This window comes from Streptosporangium longisporum (assembly GCF_039534895.1).
Lineage (GTDB): Bacteria > Actinomycetota > Actinomycetes > Streptosporangiales > Streptosporangiaceae > Streptosporangium > Streptosporangium longisporum.
In genome coordinates this window covers 242,455-260,165 of record NZ_BAAAWD010000006.1, presented here as the reverse complement: position 1 = coordinate 260,165, position 17,711 = coordinate 242,455, and the positions used below count along the sequence as shown (strand labels likewise).

Annotated in this window: 14 protein-coding genes and 1 other RNA gene; 9 read left to right on the top strand and 6 right to left on the bottom strand. The window is 71.5% G+C overall.

What is annotated here, in order from left to right:
* Nucleotides 1-33: 33 nt before the first annotated feature.
* The 3 genes from smpB (at nt 34) to ssrA (ending at nt 2,901) form a co-directional block, all read left to right on the top strand.
* Entirely contained in the window at nt 34-507 is a 474-nt protein-coding gene (gene smpB / locus ABD832_RS05295) for an SsrA-binding protein SmpB (protein WP_344889188.1), read from the top strand.
* Nucleotides 504-2,393 (top strand): penicillin-binding transpeptidase domain-containing protein, encoded by a 1,890-nt coding sequence (locus ABD832_RS05290; RefSeq protein WP_344889185.1) that lies wholly within the window; start codon nt 504-506, stop codon nt 2,391-2,393. The genes smpB and ABD832_RS05290 overlap by 4 nt, the downstream gene beginning before the upstream one ends.
* 123 nt (nt 2,394-2,516) lie before the next feature.
* Nucleotides 2,517-2,901, top strand: a transfer-messenger RNA (tmRNA) gene (gene ssrA / locus ABD832_RS05285).
* Nucleotides 2,902-3,149: 248 nt separating this feature from the next.
* Here ssrA and ABD832_RS05280 read toward each other — a convergent pair.
* Complete coding sequence (locus tag ABD832_RS05280) at nt 3,150-3,515, bottom strand: hypothetical protein (protein WP_344889182.1); 366 nt, start codon at nt 3,513-3,515, stop codon at nt 3,150-3,152.
* Nucleotides 3,516-4,180: 665 nt separating this feature from the next.
* Here ABD832_RS05280 and ABD832_RS05275 point away from each other — a divergent pair.
* Together ABD832_RS05275 and ABD832_RS05270 are read left to right on the top strand one after the other, a co-directional pair.
* On the top strand, nt 4,181-5,128 hold the full coding sequence (locus ABD832_RS05275; RefSeq protein WP_344889179.1) for a hypothetical protein: 948 nt from the start codon (nt 4,181-4,183) through the stop codon (nt 5,126-5,128).
* Nucleotides 5,129-5,214: 86 nt separating this feature from the next.
* Nucleotides 5,215-5,577, top strand: a complete 363-nt coding sequence (locus ABD832_RS05270; RefSeq protein ID WP_344889176.1) for a roadblock/LC7 domain-containing protein — start codon at nt 5,215-5,217, stop codon at nt 5,575-5,577.
* Between the two features lie 145 nt (nt 5,578-5,722).
* On the opposite strand, the gene glpK is transcribed toward ABD832_RS05270, so the two are convergent.
* Nucleotides 5,723-7,240 (bottom strand): glycerol kinase GlpK, encoded by a 1,518-nt coding sequence (glpK, locus tag ABD832_RS05265; RefSeq protein WP_344889173.1) that lies wholly within the window; start codon nt 7,238-7,240, stop codon nt 5,723-5,725.
* 85 nt (nt 7,241-7,325) lie between these two features.
* A complete protein-coding gene (locus tag ABD832_RS05260; protein ID WP_344889170.1) occupies nt 7,326-8,156 on the bottom strand; it encodes an MIP/aquaporin family protein in 831 nt (276 codons plus the stop codon).
* Between the two features lie 507 nt (nt 8,157-8,663).
* Here ABD832_RS05260 and ABD832_RS05255 point away from each other — a divergent pair.
* Complete coding sequence (locus ABD832_RS05255; protein WP_344889167.1) at nt 8,664-9,416, top strand: GAF and ANTAR domain-containing protein; 753 nt, start codon at nt 8,664-8,666, stop codon at nt 9,414-9,416.
* Nucleotides 9,417-9,489: 73 nt separating this feature from the next.
* On the opposite strand, the gene ABD832_RS05250 is transcribed toward ABD832_RS05255, so the two are convergent.
* Entirely contained in the window at nt 9,490-10,803 is a 1,314-nt protein-coding gene (locus ABD832_RS05250) for a PP2C family protein-serine/threonine phosphatase (RefSeq protein ID WP_344889164.1), read from the bottom strand.
* A 459-nt stretch (nt 10,804-11,262) separates the two neighbouring features.
* On the opposite strand from ABD832_RS05250, the gene ABD832_RS05245 reads away from it, so the two are divergent.
* Both ABD832_RS05245 and ABD832_RS05240 read left to right on the top strand, forming a co-directional pair.
* Nucleotides 11,263-12,003 carry a GAF and ANTAR domain-containing protein gene (locus ABD832_RS05245; RefSeq protein ID WP_344889161.1) on the top strand — a complete coding sequence of 247 codons (741 nt, stop codon included), beginning with the start codon at nt 11,263-11,265 and terminating at the stop codon, nt 12,001-12,003.
* A gap of 207 nt (nt 12,004-12,210) precedes the next feature.
* Nucleotides 12,211-13,278, top strand: a complete 1,068-nt coding sequence (locus ABD832_RS05240; RefSeq protein ID WP_344889158.1) for a polysaccharide deacetylase family protein — start codon at nt 12,211-12,213, stop codon at nt 13,276-13,278.
* A gap of 90 nt (nt 13,279-13,368) precedes the next feature.
* On the opposite strand, the gene ABD832_RS05235 is transcribed toward ABD832_RS05240, so the two are convergent.
* Together ABD832_RS05235 and ABD832_RS05230 are read right to left on the bottom strand one after the other, a co-directional pair.
* Nucleotides 13,369-14,406 (bottom strand): S1C family serine protease, encoded by a 1,038-nt coding sequence (locus ABD832_RS05235; RefSeq protein ID WP_344889155.1) that lies wholly within the window; start codon nt 14,404-14,406, stop codon nt 13,369-13,371.
* A 112-nt stretch (nt 14,407-14,518) separates the two neighbouring features.
* The gene (locus ABD832_RS05230) at nt 14,519-15,982 is read right to left on the bottom strand and encodes an AMP-binding protein (protein WP_344889152.1); all 1,464 of its coding nucleotides are present in this window, start codon (nt 15,980-15,982) and stop codon (nt 14,519-14,521) included.
* Between the two features lie 135 nt (nt 15,983-16,117).
* Between ABD832_RS05230 and ABD832_RS05225 the strand changes: the two genes are divergently transcribed.
* The gene (locus tag ABD832_RS05225; RefSeq protein WP_344889149.1) at nt 16,118-17,479 is read left to right on the top strand and encodes a hypothetical protein; all 1,362 of its coding nucleotides are present in this window, start codon (nt 16,118-16,120) and stop codon (nt 17,477-17,479) included.
* The last annotated feature ends 232 nt before the right edge of the window (nt 17,480-17,711 follow it).

The following is a 17,711-nucleotide window of genomic DNA, read 5'->3' as shown; positions in this document are numbered from 1 at the left end:
GCCCGCGCGCCCGGTCACCGGTAGGCTCCAGACATGCCACGTGAGACCGGGCGGAAGGTCATCGCCCAGAACAAGCGTGCCTGGCACGATTACCACATCGAGGACACCTACGAGGCTGGTCTCGTGCTCCAGGGCACGGAGGTGAAGTCGCTGCGGCTCGGCCGCGCGTCCCTCCTCGACGGGTACGCGGTCATCAAGGACCGCGAGGCCTGGTTGATCAACGTCCACATCCCCGAGTACACCATGGGGACCTGGACCAACCACGCCGCGCGCCGAACCCGCAAGCTGCTGCTGCACCGCAAGGAGATCGAGAAGCTGATCTCCAAGACCAAGGAGGGCGGCCTGACCCTGGTGCCGCTCGCCATCTACTTCAAGGACGGCAAGGCCAAGATCGAGATCGGCCTCGCCAAGGGCAAGAAGGACTGGGACAAGCGCCAGACACTGGCCGAGAACCAGGCCAAGCGGGAGATGGCGCGCGCGCTCCGGCACAGGAACAGGGGATCGTGAGGGGAAAGGCCCGGCGTGCCGGCGCCGCGGCGCTCGCGCTGGCGGTGACGGCTCCCATGCTGTCCGCCTGCTTCGAGGAGCCCTCCGCCCACGAGGCGGTGCGCGACTTCCTGATCGGCTGGCAGACGGGCGACTACGACTACGCGGCCCGGCGTACGGACGGCGACGAGAAGGCGGTCGGCAAGGCGCTGGAGAACGCCACGTTCGACCTCGACGCCGCGTCGTTCCGCTTCACCATCACCGGGATGCGCCGCGCCGCCGACCAGGTCGAGGCCGACTTCGACGCCGAGGTGGACCTGGGGGAGAACAACCCGCTCTGGGAGTACCAGGGCAAGATCCCGCTCCACCTGGTCGACGGCCGCTGGAAGGTGCGCTGGTCGCCCAGTGTGCTGCACCCCAAGCTGGCCGAGGGGCAGCGCTTCGCGGTGGACGTCGACCCCGAGGGACGCCAGCCCATCCTCGACCGCAACCGCGACCCCCTCCAGGAGAAGGCCGTCCTGCACGTGGCGCAGGTGGTCCCGGCCAACCTCAAGGACGGCGAGGCCGAGAAGCTCTGCGAGCGGCTCTCCAGGATCACGGGCTTTCCGCAGGACCGGCTGCTCAGCCGGATCCGCTCGGCGCCGCCCAACGTGCAGGTGCCGCTGGTGACCTTCGGCCGCACCAGGTTCGGGCAGCTCAGCGCCGACCTGCGGGCCGTGCCCGGCATCACCCTCACCGAGCAGGAGCAGGAGCTCGCGCCGGCCTCGCCCAAGCAGATCGTCGGCACCGTCACCGCCGTGACGCAGGAGGCGGTGCAGCAGCTCGGCGGCCCGCAGCGGGCCGGGGACACGGTCGGCAAGACGGGGCTGCAGGAGGCGTACCAGGAGCACCTGACCGGTTCGACCGACACCCGCGTGATCACCGTCGACCTGAAGACGCTCAAGGAAGTGGCCGAGCTCAAGAAGTGGCAGCCCGACCGGTCCACCGCGCCGGTGCAGACCACGCTCGACCGCGCGCAGCAGAAGGCGGCCGACGCCGCGCTGCTGGGCGGGCCCCCCGGCATGCTGGTGGCCGTCCAGGCCTCCACCGGTGACATCCGGGCGGTGGCCGGCACCGAGGAGTACGACCAGGAGAGGCACGCGCTCGCCGGGAAGTTCTCCCCGGGCACCGCGTTCTCCATCATGTCGGTCGGCGGCATGGTCAGGGCACAGATCGACCCCAAGCAGAAACTGTCCTGCCCGGCCGACCGGAGCGTCGGCGGCGCCCCGTTCCACCAGGAGGGCTCGCCCGCCGGGACCTCGCCGACGCTGCAGGCCAACTTCGCCAACGGCTGCGTGACCGCGCTCGCGTCGCTGGCCCGCAGGATCGACGGCGCGGACCTGGCCGAGGAGGCGGCGAAGTTCGGCATCGGGGCGAAGTGGACCCTGCCGCTGAAGGCGTTCAGCGGGGTGACGCGGCCGCTCACCGGCGACGCCGCCACCGCCAAGGCCATCGCCGGGCAGAACGTCCTGGTCAGCCCGCTGTCCATGGCGCTGGTCGCCGGAGCCGTGGCGTCGGGCACCTGGCGTCCCCCGGTGCTGGTCACCGACCCCAAGACCACCGACCCCACGACCGACGCCGAGCCGCCCAAGCCGCCCGACCCGATCAAGCTGGACGACAGGACGGTCAGGACCCTGCGCACCTTCATGCGCGCCGGGGTGACCACGGGATCCGCCCGCGCCGCCGCGGCGCTCGGCGACCCCGTCCACGGCATCACGGCCGCCGCGCTGCAGAAGCGCAAGCCGTACGCGTGGTTCGTCGGCTGGCAGGGCGACGTGGCCGTGGCGGTGCTCATGCAGAGCTCCGACCCGTCCGCGGGCGCGGCCGTCGCGGGACGGTTCTTCCAGGGGCTGCAGGCCACTCCCTGAACCCGGAACCCGGGCCCGCTCCCGGGTTCCGGCGCGTCGGCGGGAATTCGATTGGCGTTGACCCTGTTGTAACGGGTATCTTCGGATGGCTCGGCCCCGCGGGGACGAGTTGAAAACTCAACAGGGGGTGACTGGTTTCGACTTTGGCTTTGCAAGCCAGGTGAAGCGGGTCGAGGACTGCGGACATAACCTCGTTAACACTGTGACCGCGACCAATAAGTGCCAATAAGACGCACTCCGAAGTCAGCCAGGGCAACCTGGCACTCGCCGCCTAAGCAGCGAGTGACTTCTGCCGGCCCGGGAGCGCCTCCGGCCCGGATCCGGCATCGCTAGGAGGCTCAACCGATCGACCCGGCCACGGGGAAGATCGGGAAATCAAACAGTGGCTGAGCCCGTCGGCGTCTTGCCTGTGTGATCGCCGGGGCTGAGAAAAGCACAACAGGCTGCACCCGGAGAAGCCCTGTCTTGAAGTTGAAGGACGCGGGTTCGATTCCCGCCACCTCCACCCCCGTTCCGCGTTCGAACGCGTGGAACAGATCGCCCGAGGGCGGTCGGAGCGGCCTCAGTGCCGTCCCGGCCGCCCTTCGGCTTTCTCCGGTGGTTTTCGCCCGGCCGCCCTCCGAGGACCCGCGGATCTTCGCCGAACCCACCGGACCCGCCGGTCCTTGCGGGGGATCCGCGGGAATCACCGTGGCGCCGGGCCCGGGGACGCGCGGGTGATCGCCGCCCCGGACGCGTCCCCGTGGCGGACGGCCGCTAGACGGTGAGGGCGCCCTCGATACGGCGCAGGTGGTGCCGGGCCAGGGCCAGGTTGGCGCGCTCGCGGTCGAGCACCAGGTACAGGAAGATGTGGCCGCCGCTGTCCGACAGGAGCCGGATGATGTGGTACTGCCGGGCCAGGGTGATCAGGATGTCCTCGACGGTGTCGTCGATGTTCAGCGCGGACAGCGTCCGGACCTTGGCCCGGACGACCTCGGTGTTGCCCGCCGCCGCCACCTCCAGGTTCAGGCCCCGATCTCCTCCGGTGGTGCCCAGGCACATGCCGCTTTCGTAGTCGACCAGCGCCGCGCCGATCGCGCCGTCGATCGTCATGGTTTCCTTGAGAGCGGTCTCGATGTTCATGAACTTCTTCCCTGCGATCGCGTGTGCCCCGACGCCTCGCCCGGCGGACCTGTCGGTCGTACCGAGGAGATCGTTTGTGACGGTAGATACGTAAAGTACACTCATTTACTACCGTTAGTGAAGTGTCATATGCTTTAGTACCGGATACAAGGGTCTATTGGGGGATATATGCCCCATCATGTGACCCGAGTGTGATCCGTTCCGTCCACGGGGCAGGGGTGGCGGGCCGGTCGTCCACCCGGTCGTCCACGGGGTGCCTTCCGGACGTCCGCCGGTGCGCGGTGCGGTGTCCGTGACGTCGTCTTCCCGGGGCGGTGTGCCCGGGGAGAGTCGAGGGAGAACGCAGTGGTGAGGACCGGCCCGCTTTCACACGTGATCGGCTCGCCCGTGGCGATCAGGGCCGGGGATGATCCCGTGCCGTCGCCGGTCGTGGCCCGGCCGGCGCCGTCCCGTGGAGCGGCGTGTCGTTCCCGCCTCCCGCATGCGATGACGGCATGACCGCGGGGGAGCTCCCGGAGCCCGGCGAGACCGCAGGGCCCGGGACCGCAGGGCCCGGGACCGCAGGGCCCGGGGCCGTGGAGTCAGGGATCCGGGAACACGAGATCGCAGGACCCGTGACCATGGAGCCCGGGACCACAGAGCCCGGGGCCGCAGAGCCCGCACGCGTGGAGCCCGTGTCCCCGGTCACCGGGGCCGCGGGCGGGGTCCGGGAGCCCCGGGCGGTCGCGAGGATCGACGAGTTCCTGCCGCGCTTCGCGCGCGAGGGCTTCTCCGGGGTGCTGCGCGTCGACGGAGGCCCGGGAGGCGCGATCTGGATGAGGGACGGCCTCGTGGTGGCCGCCACCACCCCCGCCGCCCCGGGCCCGGAGTCGCTGCTGCTGCGCTCGGGCCGGATCTCGGAGCAGGACTGGACCGAGGCGTACGCCGTCGGCGCCCCCGCCGACCGGCTGGCCGCGGAACTCGCCGGGCGTGGTGTCATCGGCGTCGCGGGCCTGGAGGCGGTCTGCCTGGCCGCGACCTTCGACGCGGTCTTCGCCATGGTCCTGTACGGGATCGAGTCCTGCCGCGCCGAGCCCGCGGGCGCGGGGGACCGGCTGCCGCTGCTCCCGGTCCTGCCGGGGATCGAGGCGGGACGGCTGCTGCGCGAGACCGCCCGCCGCATGGCGTACGTGGCGACCTGGCGACGGCTGGGCATGTCCATGCGGATCAGGCCCGTGCCCCCGGCCGTTCCCGCGTCCACCCTGCTGGGGTCCGACCGTATCCGGCGTGCCGTCATGGAGCGGGCCAACGGCCGCCGGACACCGCGCGACATCGCGTTCGTGCTGGGCAAGGGGTTGTTCGCGGTGATGAGCGAGATCGCCAGGATGGTCGAGGAGGGCGTGCTCGACCTCGGTGCCCCCGGATCCGCGCCGGGCGGGAAGACCCCGGCGCCGGAGCCTGCCGGAGCGGATCCGGGCGGTCCCGCCGACCTGCCGCGCCGCCGTCCGGGCACCAGCAGGATCAACGAGGTGCTGGCCGCCGCGGGGGGAGGGCCGATCACCTCCCGGCCCCTGCTGGCACTGCGGTCCCTGCCCCGGCAGTGGGCGGACGACGCCGGCCCGGCCGGTGAGTGAGGGATCCCCGCGACCCGCCGGGCGGCACCCCGCCGTCCTTGTCCCCCCGGGCCCCGGGCTCCGGGGCCGCACGCTGGAGGTATCCGATGGGTAGGCAAGAGGTTCTCGCCGAGCTGAAGCTGCTGCGCGAGCAGGTGGCCGGTGTGCTGGAGACGGCCGTCGCGTCGGTGGACGGGCTGCTCGTCGCGGCCGACAGCGAGGGCGACAGGCCCGAGGTGCTGGCCGCCCTGGCCGCCGCCTCCCTGGGACTGGGCAAGCGCACCGGCCACGAGGTCGGCATGGGGGAGCTGCGCGAGGTGGTGACCCGGTGCCGGAGCGGGTACATCGTCGTCTACGCCGTCCGCCAGGCGGCGCTGCTGGTCGTGCTCGCCGACGAGGGGCTGGACGTGGCCCGGCTGCACGTGGAGTCGCGCCCCACGGTGGAGCGGCTGGGCGCGATGCTCGCCTGAGTCCGAGTCCGAGTCCGAGTCCGAGTCCGAGCCTGAGCCGGAGCCGGAGCCGGAGTCTGAGCCTGAGTCTGAGTCTGAGCCGGAGCCTGACGCAGGCGCCGGCCGGGTCTCCCGGGAGACCCGGCCGCCCGGCGGTCCGCGTCGCTCAGGAGACGTCGACCCAGTCGAGGGTGCGCTGGACGGCCTTCTTCCAGCCCGCGTACCCCTCCGCCCGCTGCTCCTCGGACCAGGTCGGCTCCCATCGCCGGCCCTCGTTCCAGTTCTGCTTGAGCTCGTCGGTCGACTTCCAGAACCCGACCGCCAGCCCGGCCGCGTAGGCGGCCCCCAGGGCGGTCGTCTCGGCCACCACGGGCCGGGAGACCGGCACGCCGAGCACGTCGGCCTGGATCTGCATGCACAGGTCGTTGGCGGTGACGCCGCCGTCCACCCGCAGGACGTCGAGGGTGACGCCGGAGTCCTCCCGCATCGCCTCGACCACGTCGCGGCTCTGGTAGCAGATCGCCTCCAGGGTGGCCCGCGCCAGGTGGGCGTTGTTGTTGAAGCGGGACAGGCCCACCACGGCGCCCCGGGCGTCGGAGCGCCAGTACGGCGCGAAAAGCCCGGAGAAGGCCGGGACGAAGTAGACGCCGCCGTTGTCCTCGACCTGCCGGGCCAGCGCCTCGCTCTGCGCCGCCCCGGAGATGATGCCGAGCTGGTCGCGCAGCCACTGCACGGCCGAACCGGTCACCGCGATGGAGCCCTCCAGCGCGTACACCGGGGCGTCCTCGCCGAAGCGGTAGCAGACCGTGGTGAGCAGGCCGTTCTGGGAGCGTACGAGCTCGGTACCGGTGTTGAGCAGCAGGAAGTTGCCGGTGCCGTAGGTGTTCTTGGCCTCGCCGACCTCGAAGCAGACCTGCCCGACGGTGGCGGCCTGCTGGTCGCCGAGGTCGCCCGACAGCGGGACCTCGCCGCCCAGCGGGCCGCCCGGCCTGGTGGTGCCGTACAGGCCGGGGTGGGAGGAGGGCTTGATGGACGGCAGCATCGAGCGGGGGATGCCGAAGAACGACAGCAGCTCGTCGTCCCAGTCGAGCGTCTCCAGGTCCATCAGCATCGTGCGGCTGGCGTTGGTCGGGTCGGTGACGTGCACGCCGCCGTCGATGCCGCCGGTGAGGTGCCACAGCAGCCAGGTGTCGGTGTTGCCGAAGATCGCGTCCCCGGCCTCGGCGGCCTGGCGCACCCCGTCGACGTTCTCCAGGATCCACTGGATCTTGCCGCCGGAGAAGTACGTCGCCGGGGGGAGGCCCGCCCTGCGGCGGATGACGTCGCCCCTGCCGTCGCGGTCCAGGGCGGAGGCGATCCGGTCGGTGCGGGTGTCCTGCCAGACGATCGCGTTGTGGTACGGCCGCCCGGTCCTGCGGTTCCAGACCACGGTGGTCTCGCGCTGGTTGGTGATGCCGAGCGCGGCCAGGTCGGAGGCGGTCAGGCCGGCCCGGGCGAGCGCGGTCTCGATCACCGCCCTGGTCCGCTCCCAGATCTCGACGGGGTTGTGCTCGACCCACCCGGCGCGGGGCAGGATCTGCTCGTGCTCGAGCTGGTGACGTCCTATCTCGTTACCGCCGTGATCGAAGATCATGAAGCGGGTGCTCGTCGTTCCCTGGTCGACTGCTCCGACGAAATCAGGCATTGACGGTGCCTCCTCTGTGAGACTCTCCGGGGGATCGGCTGCTCTCCCGTGGCTGTTCCCGGCCGCGGCCGGTGTTCCACGCCCGTCAGGCGACGTCGCGCGCCTCGTCGGACGGCATCCGCCCCACCTCGAGTTCGGCCTCCTCGGGAGGGAGGAACCTGGCCACCAGGGCCTGGTACAGGAACGCCCCGAGCAGGCCTCCGATGAGGGGCGCCACGATCGGCACCCAGAAGTAGAGCTGACCGTACTGATCCTGCCAGGCGGTCTCGTACCCGGTGAGGAACGACGCGAGCCGAGGGCCGAAGTCCCGGGCGGGGTTGATGGCGTAGCCGGCGTTGGTGCCCCAGGCCATGCCGATGGCCACGACGATCAGGCCGATGATGAACGGCGCCAGGTTGGCCACCGGCGCGGTGTTGCGCGCGTCGGAGACGGCCAGGACGAGCAGGAGCAGGATCGCGGTGCCGATGATCTGGTCGCGGAAGGCGCCCCAGGTGCCGATGGGGAGGGTCCCGTTGCCCGGCAGGGTGGAGAAGACCCCCTGGGTCTTGATGGTCAGGCCGGGGTCGGCCTTGTGCAGCACCTCGGTGTAGTTGAGGCGGACGATGAGCGCCGCCACGAACGCGCCCAGGGTCTGCGCCAGCGCGTACGGCAGCACCTTGCGCCAGGAGAAGCCCTTGAAGACGGCCAGCGCGAGGGTGACGGCGGGGTTGAGGTGCGCTCCGCTGGTGCGGGCCGCGACGTAGACGCCGAGCGTCACGCCGATTCCCCAGGCCCAGGCGATGCTGTCGTGGTCGCCGATCTCGGCCGCGACGACCTGGGCCACCACGCCCGCCCCGAAGAGGATGAGGATCAGGGTGCCCGCGAACTCGGCCGCGAGCTCACCGAGAAGACCGGGCTTCTTCAGGCGCTCCGTCATCTGTCCCCCTCACGAATGCCGCTCGGATTCCCGGAACGTAAGCGCCAAACGCGAGGTCGTCAACGGTGATGTGACGCGATTGTTGAATAATGGTCAGGAATATAGGCTTCCCGCAACAGTGACGAAATATCGGGAAGGGTCCTTCACCTGGGCCGTGTTCGCCCGGTGAGATGTCCTTACAAAGTGGATTCTTCCCTTTTGGTCACATCAGTCACCCGAGACGACCGAGTCAGCCTGTCCCGTTCCCTCCCTTCCGTCCGGCCCGTGCCGGAGGCCGCGCATCGGCGTGCGCGACCTGCGCCGCGAGGTGCCCGGCGGGCAGGTGAGGGGCCTGCGCGCCGCGTGTACCAGCCGGACGGAGGGGCGTTCTCGTCCGCTCCCGTGGTCGGGCACCGCCCGGGGTGTGTGAAAATGGGAAGGTCACCGAGGGCACCTTGCACCCGTCATCTGGACGTCTCGTCGCCGGTGGCCGTTGGGCCGTAGCCCCGGAAATCCGCAGGGCACGCCGTGTCGTCGCCTTTCGTCATCACCTCCGATCCCTCCTGGCCGGACCCGCTGTTGTCGCTGCTGTTGTCGACGCAGACCTTCGAGACGTTCCTGCGCGAGCTGGCCGTGCTGACCGTCGAGGCCCTGCCCCAGGGCGGCATGTGCGGTATCACCGTCGCCCGCGCCTCGCATGCGGCGACCATCGCCGGCAGCGACGACCTCACCCTGGCCGTCGACGAGATCCAGTACCGCACCGGTCAGGGGCCGTGCCTGGACACCCTGGCCGACGGTGAGGTCCACCACATCGCCGACACCTCCGTCGAGTCGCGCTGGCCGGCCTTCTGCGCCGAGGCCTTCGCGCACGGGGTGCGCAGCTGCCTGTCGATCCCGATGCCGCTGGCGCTGCCGGAGCCGACCGGGGTCAGGGGCGTCTACAACCTCTACAACCCTCGTCCCGGCGCCTTCGACGAGGCCGCACGGGCCCGGATGCACGTCCTGGCCGCCAATGCCGCCGGCGCGGTCTCCCTGGCGCTGCGCATCGCCGGCCAGGCGCGATCGAACGAGGACCTGCGCGCCACGCTGGCCTCCCGCAGCGTCATCGACCAGGCGACCGGCATCGTGATGGAGCAGGGGTGCCCGCCCGGTGAGGCCTTCGCGCTGCTCAGCCGCGCCTCGCAGAACCGCAACCTCAAGATCCGCGTCCTGGCCGCAGAGATCGTCGCCACCGTCGGTGGCCGGGCCGGCGACCCGGCCGGCGTCGACCCGCCCGGGTAGATCGTCGCGTTCTGCCGTTCACGGTGTTCCCGCCTCGGCGTTCGAGGCGGTGTGTCCCGGGGACGATCATCCGTCAGCCGAGGGCCGGTGTCACCGATTCGGGCGCCGCGCCTGCCGGATGCACCCGTCTGCGGGTGTCGCCGTGCCATTCCAGGATCACCACCGTGGCGTCGTCCTGGAGATGATGGTCGTGGTAGTCCAGCACGTTGCGCACCAGGCGGCGCAGGGTCTCGGGCGCGGGCAGGCCGTCGGCGGTGTGGCGGATGATGAAGTCGATGAAACGGCTCAGGCCGAACTCCTGGCCGGCGGCGTTGCGGGCCTCGGTGATGCCGTCGCTGTAGAACACCACCCGATCCCCCGGCTCCAGCTGCGTGTGGCACGTCGTGACCGTCAGGCCCAGGTCCAGGCCCAGCGGGTGAGCCGGCCGGCACTGCAGCGTGCTGACCCAGCGGCCGCCGCGGATCACCACCGGCGGGTGGTGGCCGCGGTTGACCCAGGAGATCACCCCGGTGCGGGTGTCGAGGTCGGCCAGGATCGCGGTGACGAAACGGGTGGCCTGGCCGAACTCGGTGATCAGGACCTGCTCGATGGCCTGGCTGTTCGCCGCGAGGTCGGCGCCTTGGCGGCGGTTGTTGCGGCAGGCGGCCACCGCGAGGTTGGCGCTCAGCCCGGCCGAGACGTCGTGCCCCATCGCGTCGAAGATCCCCAGATGGACGACGTCGCCGGCCAGGGCGTAGTCGAAGGCGTCCCCGCCGACCTGGTAGGCCGGCTCCAGCGCCGCGGCGATGCTCACCCGGTGGTCGGCGAACGTCAGCGGTGGCATCAGCGTCCACTGCATCTCCGCGGCCACGTGCATCGGCCGGGTGCGCACCAGGCGGGCGTAGGAGTCGCTGTAGGGGCGCTTGTCGATCACCAGCAACGCCACCAGCGACGCCAGGTCGCGCATGTTGTCCCGGCCCTGGGCGTCGAGGGCGGCCCTGCCGCCGACCCGCAGCACCCCCAGGCGTTCGGTACCGTTCAGCAGCGGCACCCACCACTGCCGCGTACCCTCGCCGGCCTCGACACCCTCGCCGGCGTCCTCGGCGGTCTCGCCGCCCGTCTCGGTTCCGGCCAGGACCCGGATCTCCTGGAAGGCCCGCCCGGCCAAGGTGGCGTCGACGCCCAGCTCGGCGATCTCCTTGCCGGCACCTTCCCCGCCGCGCAGCCCCTCACCGGTCAGCAGACGCAGCACGACGTGCTGCAGGTCCGCCAGGTAGATCAGCACCTCCTCCAGGCCCGCGGACGCGGCGTGCTCGGCGACCAGGTCCGGCAACTGCTCCAGAGCCGCCATGTGACCGGCCCGCAGCAACCCCACCAGCATTCGCTCGGGACCCGGGGAGGTCGTCACGACCGCGCTACCGCCGACATGTGCTCACCCACCTTCGCCGACCCTTCGTTCTTGTTGCCTTATGAGAGGATTATCCGCTTTGCCGGATGGTTGCCGTGGACCGGCCGGCGCGCACGCGGGGGGCGGTGAGGGCGTCCGGCTCGTCCGGAAGGCGAAGAATCCGCGGCGACCTCAGCCGCCAGGTGCGTACCTCCGGCGGCGCGTCACGATCATCGGCCGTCGGGTGCGGCGGTGAAAAGGGGGTGATCGGGTCGAGAGACACCAGGCGTTGACCTTCGCGGGCGTGGCAAATAGAGGCCACGTCTCTGGACCGGGCCTCATTATACTCTTCCTGCGGGCTCAAGTACTACTTCCGGCGTGCAAGGCTGTGGGGGTCACCGCGGGCACTTCGTACGCGTCGGTCAGACGTCTCGTCTCCGGTGACCGTTGGGACGTAGCCCCAGAAATCGCGGGAGAGCCGTGTCTTCGCCGTACATCCCCCCTCCCGACGCCACCTGGTCGGACGGCCTGCTGTCGCTGCTGGTGGTGACCGAGACCTTCGAGGAGTTCCTGCACGAGCTGACCGTGGCCACCGTGGCCGCGCTGCCCGAGGGCAGCATGTGCGGCCTCACCGTCGTGCGCGACGAGCGCGCCGTGACGCTCTCCACCAGCGACGCCCTGACGCTGGCCGTCGATCAGATCCAGTACCGCACCGGCGAGGGCCCGTGCCTGGACACCCTGGCCAGCGGGCAGGTCAACCACATCGCCGACACCTCCGCCGAGCCGCGCTGGCGCTCGTTCTGCACCGAGGCCTTCGCCCACGGCGTGCGCAGCTGCCTCGCGCTCCCGCTGATGGCCCCCGGCGGCCAGGTGGGCGGCTACAACCTCTACAACACCCACCCCGGCGCCTTCAAGGACGTCCAGGCGCGGATGGGTCTGTACGCCGGCACCGCCGCCGGCGCCGTCGCGCTGAGCCTGCGCCTGGCCGACCAGTCCAAGCTGAACGCCGACCTGCGCGCCACCCTGGCCTCACGCAGCGTCATCGACCAGGCGGTCGGCATCGTGATGGCCCAGCAACGCTGCCCGGCCGAAGACGCCTTCGCCCTGCTCAGCCGCGCCTCCCAGAACCGCAACCTCAAGGTCCACGACCTGGCGGCCGAGATCGTCGCCACCGTCGGCGGCCAGGCCCCCGGCCCCGGCCCCTTCCAGCCGCACGAGTGACGACCGGCCCCGGGCCGGTCCGCACGCGGGACGACCCGGCCCGGGGCCGGTAGGCCGTTTCACGGTGAGGCCCGCCGGACGCGGGGGAAACCGCCGGTGACCCGTTCCGCCGAGGGGAGCCGCAGCGCGAACCTTTGCCCCTCCTGGAGATCGAACCGCAGGTCAGAGGGGATGAAAGGCGTATCGTCAGCGCGCTTGGAGGATTCGATGGGCCGTCGTGGAATGGGCAGGGCCGGTGTGGTGGTCGTCGCGGCCGGGACGGTGCTGGCCGGATGCTCATCGGGGCAGGACGAGGGGGGCGTGCAGAAGGCGCAGGTGGAGTCCACGTCCAACGCGTCGGCCGCCGCGGCCTCGCGGGCGAACGCCCTGAAGGCGAAGGCGCAGGCCGCCGCCAAGGCCAGGGCGAACGAGCTGGGCCAGGTGCCCGTGCTCATGTACCACCGGGTGGTCGACAAGCCCACCACGCAGGACGACCGTACCCCCGCGCAGTTCCGGGCCGAGCTGGAGCGGCTGGCCAGGGAGGACTACGTGCCGGTCACGGCGGCCGAGTTCGTCTCCGGGCGCATCGACATCCCGGCGGGCAAGCACCCCGTCGTGCTCACCTTCGACGACTCCTCACCCACACAGTTCGAGCTGGACGGGATGGGCGTCCCCAAGGCGAACACCGCCGTGGCGATCCTTCAGGACGTGGCCAAGACCCACCCGGGGTTCCGCGCGGTCGGGACCTTCTACGTCACCCGCGACATGTTCGGCAAGGCGACCCCCGAGGAGGGGGCGCAGATGCTCCTCTGGCTCACCCAGCAGGGCTTCGACGTGGGCAACCACACCCGCGACCACCTCAACCTGGGCGGCAAGGCGAAGAAGCGGGTGTACGAGGAGGTGGCGGCGGGCCACCGGCTCATCACCGACCTGATCAAGACGCCCCCGTCCACGCTGGCGCTGCCGTACGGCAACCAGCCCGACGGCAAGGAGTGGGGCCAGAAGGGGAAGGCCGGTGACGTCTCCTACGACTACGGAGGCGTCTTCCTCGCCGGGTACACGCCCGCGCTGTCGCCGTTCAACAAGAAGTTCGACCCGCTCGGCATCCCGCGCATCCGCTCGATGGACAAGAAGGGCGACTGCGCCAAGTTCTGCTCCACCGCCTGGCTCGACTGGCTGAAGGCGAACCCCGACGAGCGCTACACCTCCGACGGTGACGCCCAGACGGTGGCCTTCCCCAAGTTCAAGGCGCCCTTCGTGTCCAAGACGTTCACCGAGCGGCTCCTGCCCTACTGATTGGTCCGCGCCGGTCCACCGCCCGCCCCCGCGCGGGGCGGGTGAGCCGTTACGCGGCGTCACCGCCCGCCCCCGCGCGGGGCGGGTCCGTCAGCCTCCGGAGAGCTCCTCCAGGGGGACGGCGACGGTGCTCCTGTTCCCGTCGGGACGCAGGATCTCGACCTTGGCGTCCTCGCCGGGCCGCAGGGTGGCCAGGATGGTCGACAGGTCCTGGGTGGCCGGGGTGGGCCTGCCGTCGATCGAGACGATCAGGTCACCGGCCTTGAGCCCGGCCCGTTCGGCACCGCTGTTCTTCAGCACCCGTACGACGCCGACCCCGGCGGGCTGCCCGTTCATGTCGATCACGGTCCGTACCACGACGCCGAGCGTGGCCCGGCGGGTGTTGGTGACCCGGCCGTCCTTGACGATCTGGGCGGCGATGTCCTTGACCGTGTTGGACGGGATCGCGAAGCCGATGCCCGGGGCCTGGGCGTTGTCCAGCTCGGGGTTGACGGCGGTCAGCGTCGGCACGCCGATGACCTCGCCCGACAGGTTGACCAGCGCGCCGCCGCTGTTGCCCGGGTTGATCGGGGCGGAGGTCTGGATGGCCCCGCTGATCGTGGCTCCCGCCTTCCCGTTGCTCTCGGGCTCGCTGACCGTGCGGCCCAGCGCGGAGATGATCCCCTCGGTGACGCTGCCGGACAGGCCCAGCGGGTTCCCCATGGCCATCACGACCTGGCCGACGCGCAGCCGCGAGGAGTCCCCGAAGACGACGGGCCTGAGCCCGGTGGGGTCGTCCACCTTGATCACGGCCAGGTCGCCCAGCTCGAAGGAGTCGACCAGCCTGGCCGTCCGCGGCATGCCGCCCGTGGCGAGCGTGACCTCGAAACGGCGGGCGGACCCGACCACGTGGGCGTTGGTGATGATGTGCCCCAGCGTGTCGTAGACGACCCCCGAACCGAGGTCGTCGCCGGTGGTGATCTGCACGACCGACGGCATCACCCGGGTGATGGTCCGCTCGTAGGCGTTCTCCAGGTTCCCCGGGTCGCTCCCCGGGGTTCCGGGTGAGGGCGCCCGGGGACTCGCCGGGGAGTCCTCGGCCGAGGCCCCGGGGGACGCCGGTGCCGGCGACCCCGGGGAGGCGGCCATTCCGACGGGCCGCGACCCCCGTTCCGTGCCGCAGCCCGCGAGCGCGACCGCGGTTGCCGCCAGTAGTGCGACGCTTGTCTGTGATGCCCCCATACAGGGGTATATCCCCAGCTCAGGCTGGAAGATACTTCTCCCGGAGGGTGCTGCGGCTGAGCTTGCCCGTGGGGGTGCGGGGCAGCCGGTCGCGGTACTCGATCACCCGGGGGTGCTTGAGGCGGGCCAGCCGGGGCGCGCAGTGGGCCAGCAGCTCGCCGGTGAGCTCCGGGCCGGGCGTGACCCCGGGCGCGGGCTGGACCAGCGCGACGACGCGGTGCCCCCACTCCGGGTCCGGTACGCCGATCACGGCCACGTCCGCCACCGAGGGGTGCTCCTGCAGCACCGCCTCGACCTCGGCCGGGTAGATGTTGACCCCGCCGGAGATGATCAGGTCGGTGCGCCGGTCGCAGAGGAACAGGTAGCCGTCCTCGTCCAGGTAGCCGATGTCGCCGGGCGTGTAGAGGCGGCCGCGCATCGCCGAGGCGGTCTTGGACGGGTCGCGGTGGTACTCGAAGCGGTTGATGCCGCCGATGTAGACCAGGCCGGGCTCGCCCGCGGGGAGCTCGGCGCCGTCCTCGCCGACGATGGTGAACTCCAGGCCCTCGACCGCCCGGCCGACCGTGCCGGGCCGCTCCAGCCACTCGGCCGAGGAGACCATGGTGGCCACGGCGGCCTCGGTCGAGCCGTAGTACTCCCACAGCACCGGGCCGAGCCAGTCGATCATCGCCCGCTTGGTCGCGGGCGGGCAGGGCGCGGCGCCGTGGTACAGGTGCGTCAGGGACGACAGGTCGTACTTCGTCCTGACCGGCGCGGGCAGCGCCAGCAGCCGGTGGAACATGGTCGGCACCATGAACGCGTTGGTCACCCGGTGCCGCTCGACGAGCGCCAGGGTCTCCTCGGCGTCGAACCGCTCGGTCACCACGACGGTGTGGCCGAACTGCAGGGCCATCATCGCCTGCCCGTACGGGGCGGAGTGGTACAGCTGCGACAGCAGCAGGTGGACCCCGTCGGAGGGGAGCCCGAAGTGGCGCCAGCTCTTGCGCATCAGGATCGGGTGGAGATCCTCCGGGCTCAGCTCCAGCAGCCGCCGCCGCACGCCCTTGGGCCTGCCGGTGGTGCCGGAGGTGTAGAGCATCATCGACCCGGCCCTGCGTCCCTCGGGCGGGGAGGCCGGACGTCCCTCGGCCAGGTCGGAGGTCTCGACGAACCCGCCCGGCACCGCGTGCCCGTACCGTTCGGAGCTCACCACCGTCCGCGCCGCGCAGTCGGCGACGATGTAGCCGATCTCCTCGGCGGTGTAGTGCCAGTTGACCGGGACGTGGTACACGCCGATCTGGTACGTGGCCAGTATCATCGTGATCGCGTCGATGCCGTTGGGCAGGACCGTCACGACGGTGTCACCGGGCCGGGTGCCGCGTGCCAGCAGGCCGTGCGACACCCGGTCGACCCTCTCGTGCAGCTCGCCGTAGGTCACGGTGACGTCCGCGACGACGGCGGTGCGCCCGGGGTCGGCATTCGCGATCTCGTAGAAGCCCCTCATGGCCGTGACCCTACAGAGCGACATTCTGTTCATGGAAGGGGAAACGCGGTCACCTGGGCTGATGCACAGCCCGTGGCCGAAGCGTAATAAACGCCGATGCGCTGAATCTTTCGCGGGTGACATAACCTGACGCGTATGGCGGACGTCGGCGGCAACTCCTCCGGGCGCTCTAACGAGCGGTACGTTCCCTCCTATGACGCGCCCACGGCGCCCATACCCGCCATCCCCGCCGAGGACGGTTCGATCATCAGTCCCCGGGTCCCCCGGAGGTTCCCCATCGGGGACGGCGAGGAGACCGCACTGGTCTCCAGGCCCAAGATTCCTGGAGCGTTCCCCCCGTACTCCTCCCCACCGGCCTCCGGCCGTCCCGGCGCGGACCGCCCCGGCTCCGGCCGTCCGGGGACGCCCTCCGGCGACCGTCCCGACGGGCCCGGGGAGAGCGACCCCGAAGACGCCGGCGACACTCGTGACACCGGGCGGGCACGCGAGTCCGGCGGTCTGGGCACGATCCCGGTCAGGCAGGTGGGCGGTTCCGCCGGTCCATGGCGCCCCGACCGCCAGGGGGCGCCCCTTCCCCCGGACGCCGGGACCCGGCGGGGCGCGGGTGCGGCCCCGGGTGCGACCTCGGGTGGCGCGACGGGCACGGCCACCGGATGGCCCGGCGCGGCGGAGCGCCCCGGCGTGTTCGGCGACCCGGGCGCGGCGGACGGCGCCGGTGCGCCCGCCGGTGCGGGAGCGCGACGGCCCGGCGGGGCCAAGCGGTCCGGCGGCCTGCTGATGCGGATCGGCGACATCCCGATCCGGGTGGCCTACAGCCTGGGGGCCGCCCTCATCACGGGCCTCGTGGTGGTCCTGATCTTCGTTCTCTTCTCGGGCGACGAGCCCTCCGACCCGGCGGGCGCCGACCGGGCCGCGGCGCCCGGCGTCAGCGCCTCGCCGGCGGCGTCCCCGATCACGCTGCCCGCCCTGCCCGGCACGACCTCCCTGAGCGTGCTGCCGGGACGACCCAGCGCGGTGCTCGGGGCGGTGACCGACACCAGGTCGGCGCTGACCTACTCCAGCCTGGGCGCCCCCTGGGCGGCCAAGTCCGTGCCGTCCTTCTCCGTCGGCCAGCAGGTGGGCGCGGCCCGGCTGCCGCGTACGGTGATCGGCTCCGGCCCGCTCCCGGGCGCCACGCCCGCCAAGGCCCTCAAGAGCGACGCCGACTACCGCAAGGCCGCGCTGAGCGCGGTGCGCTGGACGATCCGCAACCACCACCCCGCGGGCAGCCGGGTCGTCTGGACCGGCTCGCAGCGCCTGACGAGCGGCAAGGGGTGGGTGCTCGGCTACCAGGTGACCTACCGGGTCAAGGGGAAGAAGCGCGTCTCCCACGCCGCGCTCGCGGTGGTCGACGTGGGCCGCCGGAAGCCGTCGATGCTGTTCGTGACCGTGCCCGACACGCGCAAGCGGCTCTGGGCGGACATCGCCCCCCTGATGACCGGCGTCCGCGCCCTCTGACGGGTCCCCGCGAGGGGCCTTTCCCGGAGTGACCCTTCCCGGTGGCCGTCCCCCTCGGGACGGCCTGCCCGTGCGACCTCTTCCGCGGCCCGTGTGCCCCGTGATCCGTGACCGTGATCCTGATCCGGTGGTCGGCGGGCCCCGGTCCCGCGTCCGGGGCATCCGCGGGGGCGCGTTGTGATGGAAGTACCTTCTAGAATATGGTTCTGTCATTGAATCGCGTCTGGAGGCT

Excerpts from the sequence above, each read along its gene's own strand:
- smpB (WP_344889188.1), top strand. The coding sequence starts at position 34 with ATGCCACGTGAGACCGGGCGGAAGGTCATCGCCCAGAACAAGCGTGCC.
- ABD832_RS05280 (WP_344889182.1), bottom strand. The coding sequence starts at position 3,515 with ATGAACATCGAGACCGCTCTCAAGGAAACCATGACGATCGACGGCGCG.
- ABD832_RS05270 (WP_344889176.1), top strand. The coding sequence starts at position 5,215 with ATGGGTAGGCAAGAGGTTCTCGCCGAGCTGAAGCTGCTGCGCGAGCAG.
- glpK (WP_344889173.1), bottom strand. The coding sequence starts at position 7,240 with ATGCCTGATTTCGTCGGAGCAGTCGACCAGGGAACGACGAGCACCCGC.
- ABD832_RS05260 (WP_344889170.1), bottom strand. The coding sequence starts at position 8,156 with ATGACGGAGCGCCTGAAGAAGCCCGGTCTTCTCGGTGAGCTCGCGGCC.
- ABD832_RS05240 (WP_344889158.1), top strand. The coding sequence starts at position 12,211 with ATGGGCCGTCGTGGAATGGGCAGGGCCGGTGTGGTGGTCGTCGCGGCC.
- ABD832_RS05235 (WP_344889155.1), bottom strand. The coding sequence starts at position 14,406 with ATGGCCGCCTCCCCGGGGTCGCCGGCACCGGCGTCCCCCGGGGCCTCG.
- ABD832_RS05230 (WP_344889152.1), bottom strand. The coding sequence starts at position 15,982 with ATGAGGGGCTTCTACGAGATCGCGAATGCCGACCCCGGGCGCACCGCC.
- ABD832_RS05225 (WP_344889149.1), top strand. The coding sequence starts at position 16,118 with ATGGCGGACGTCGGCGGCAACTCCTCCGGGCGCTCTAACGAGCGGTAC.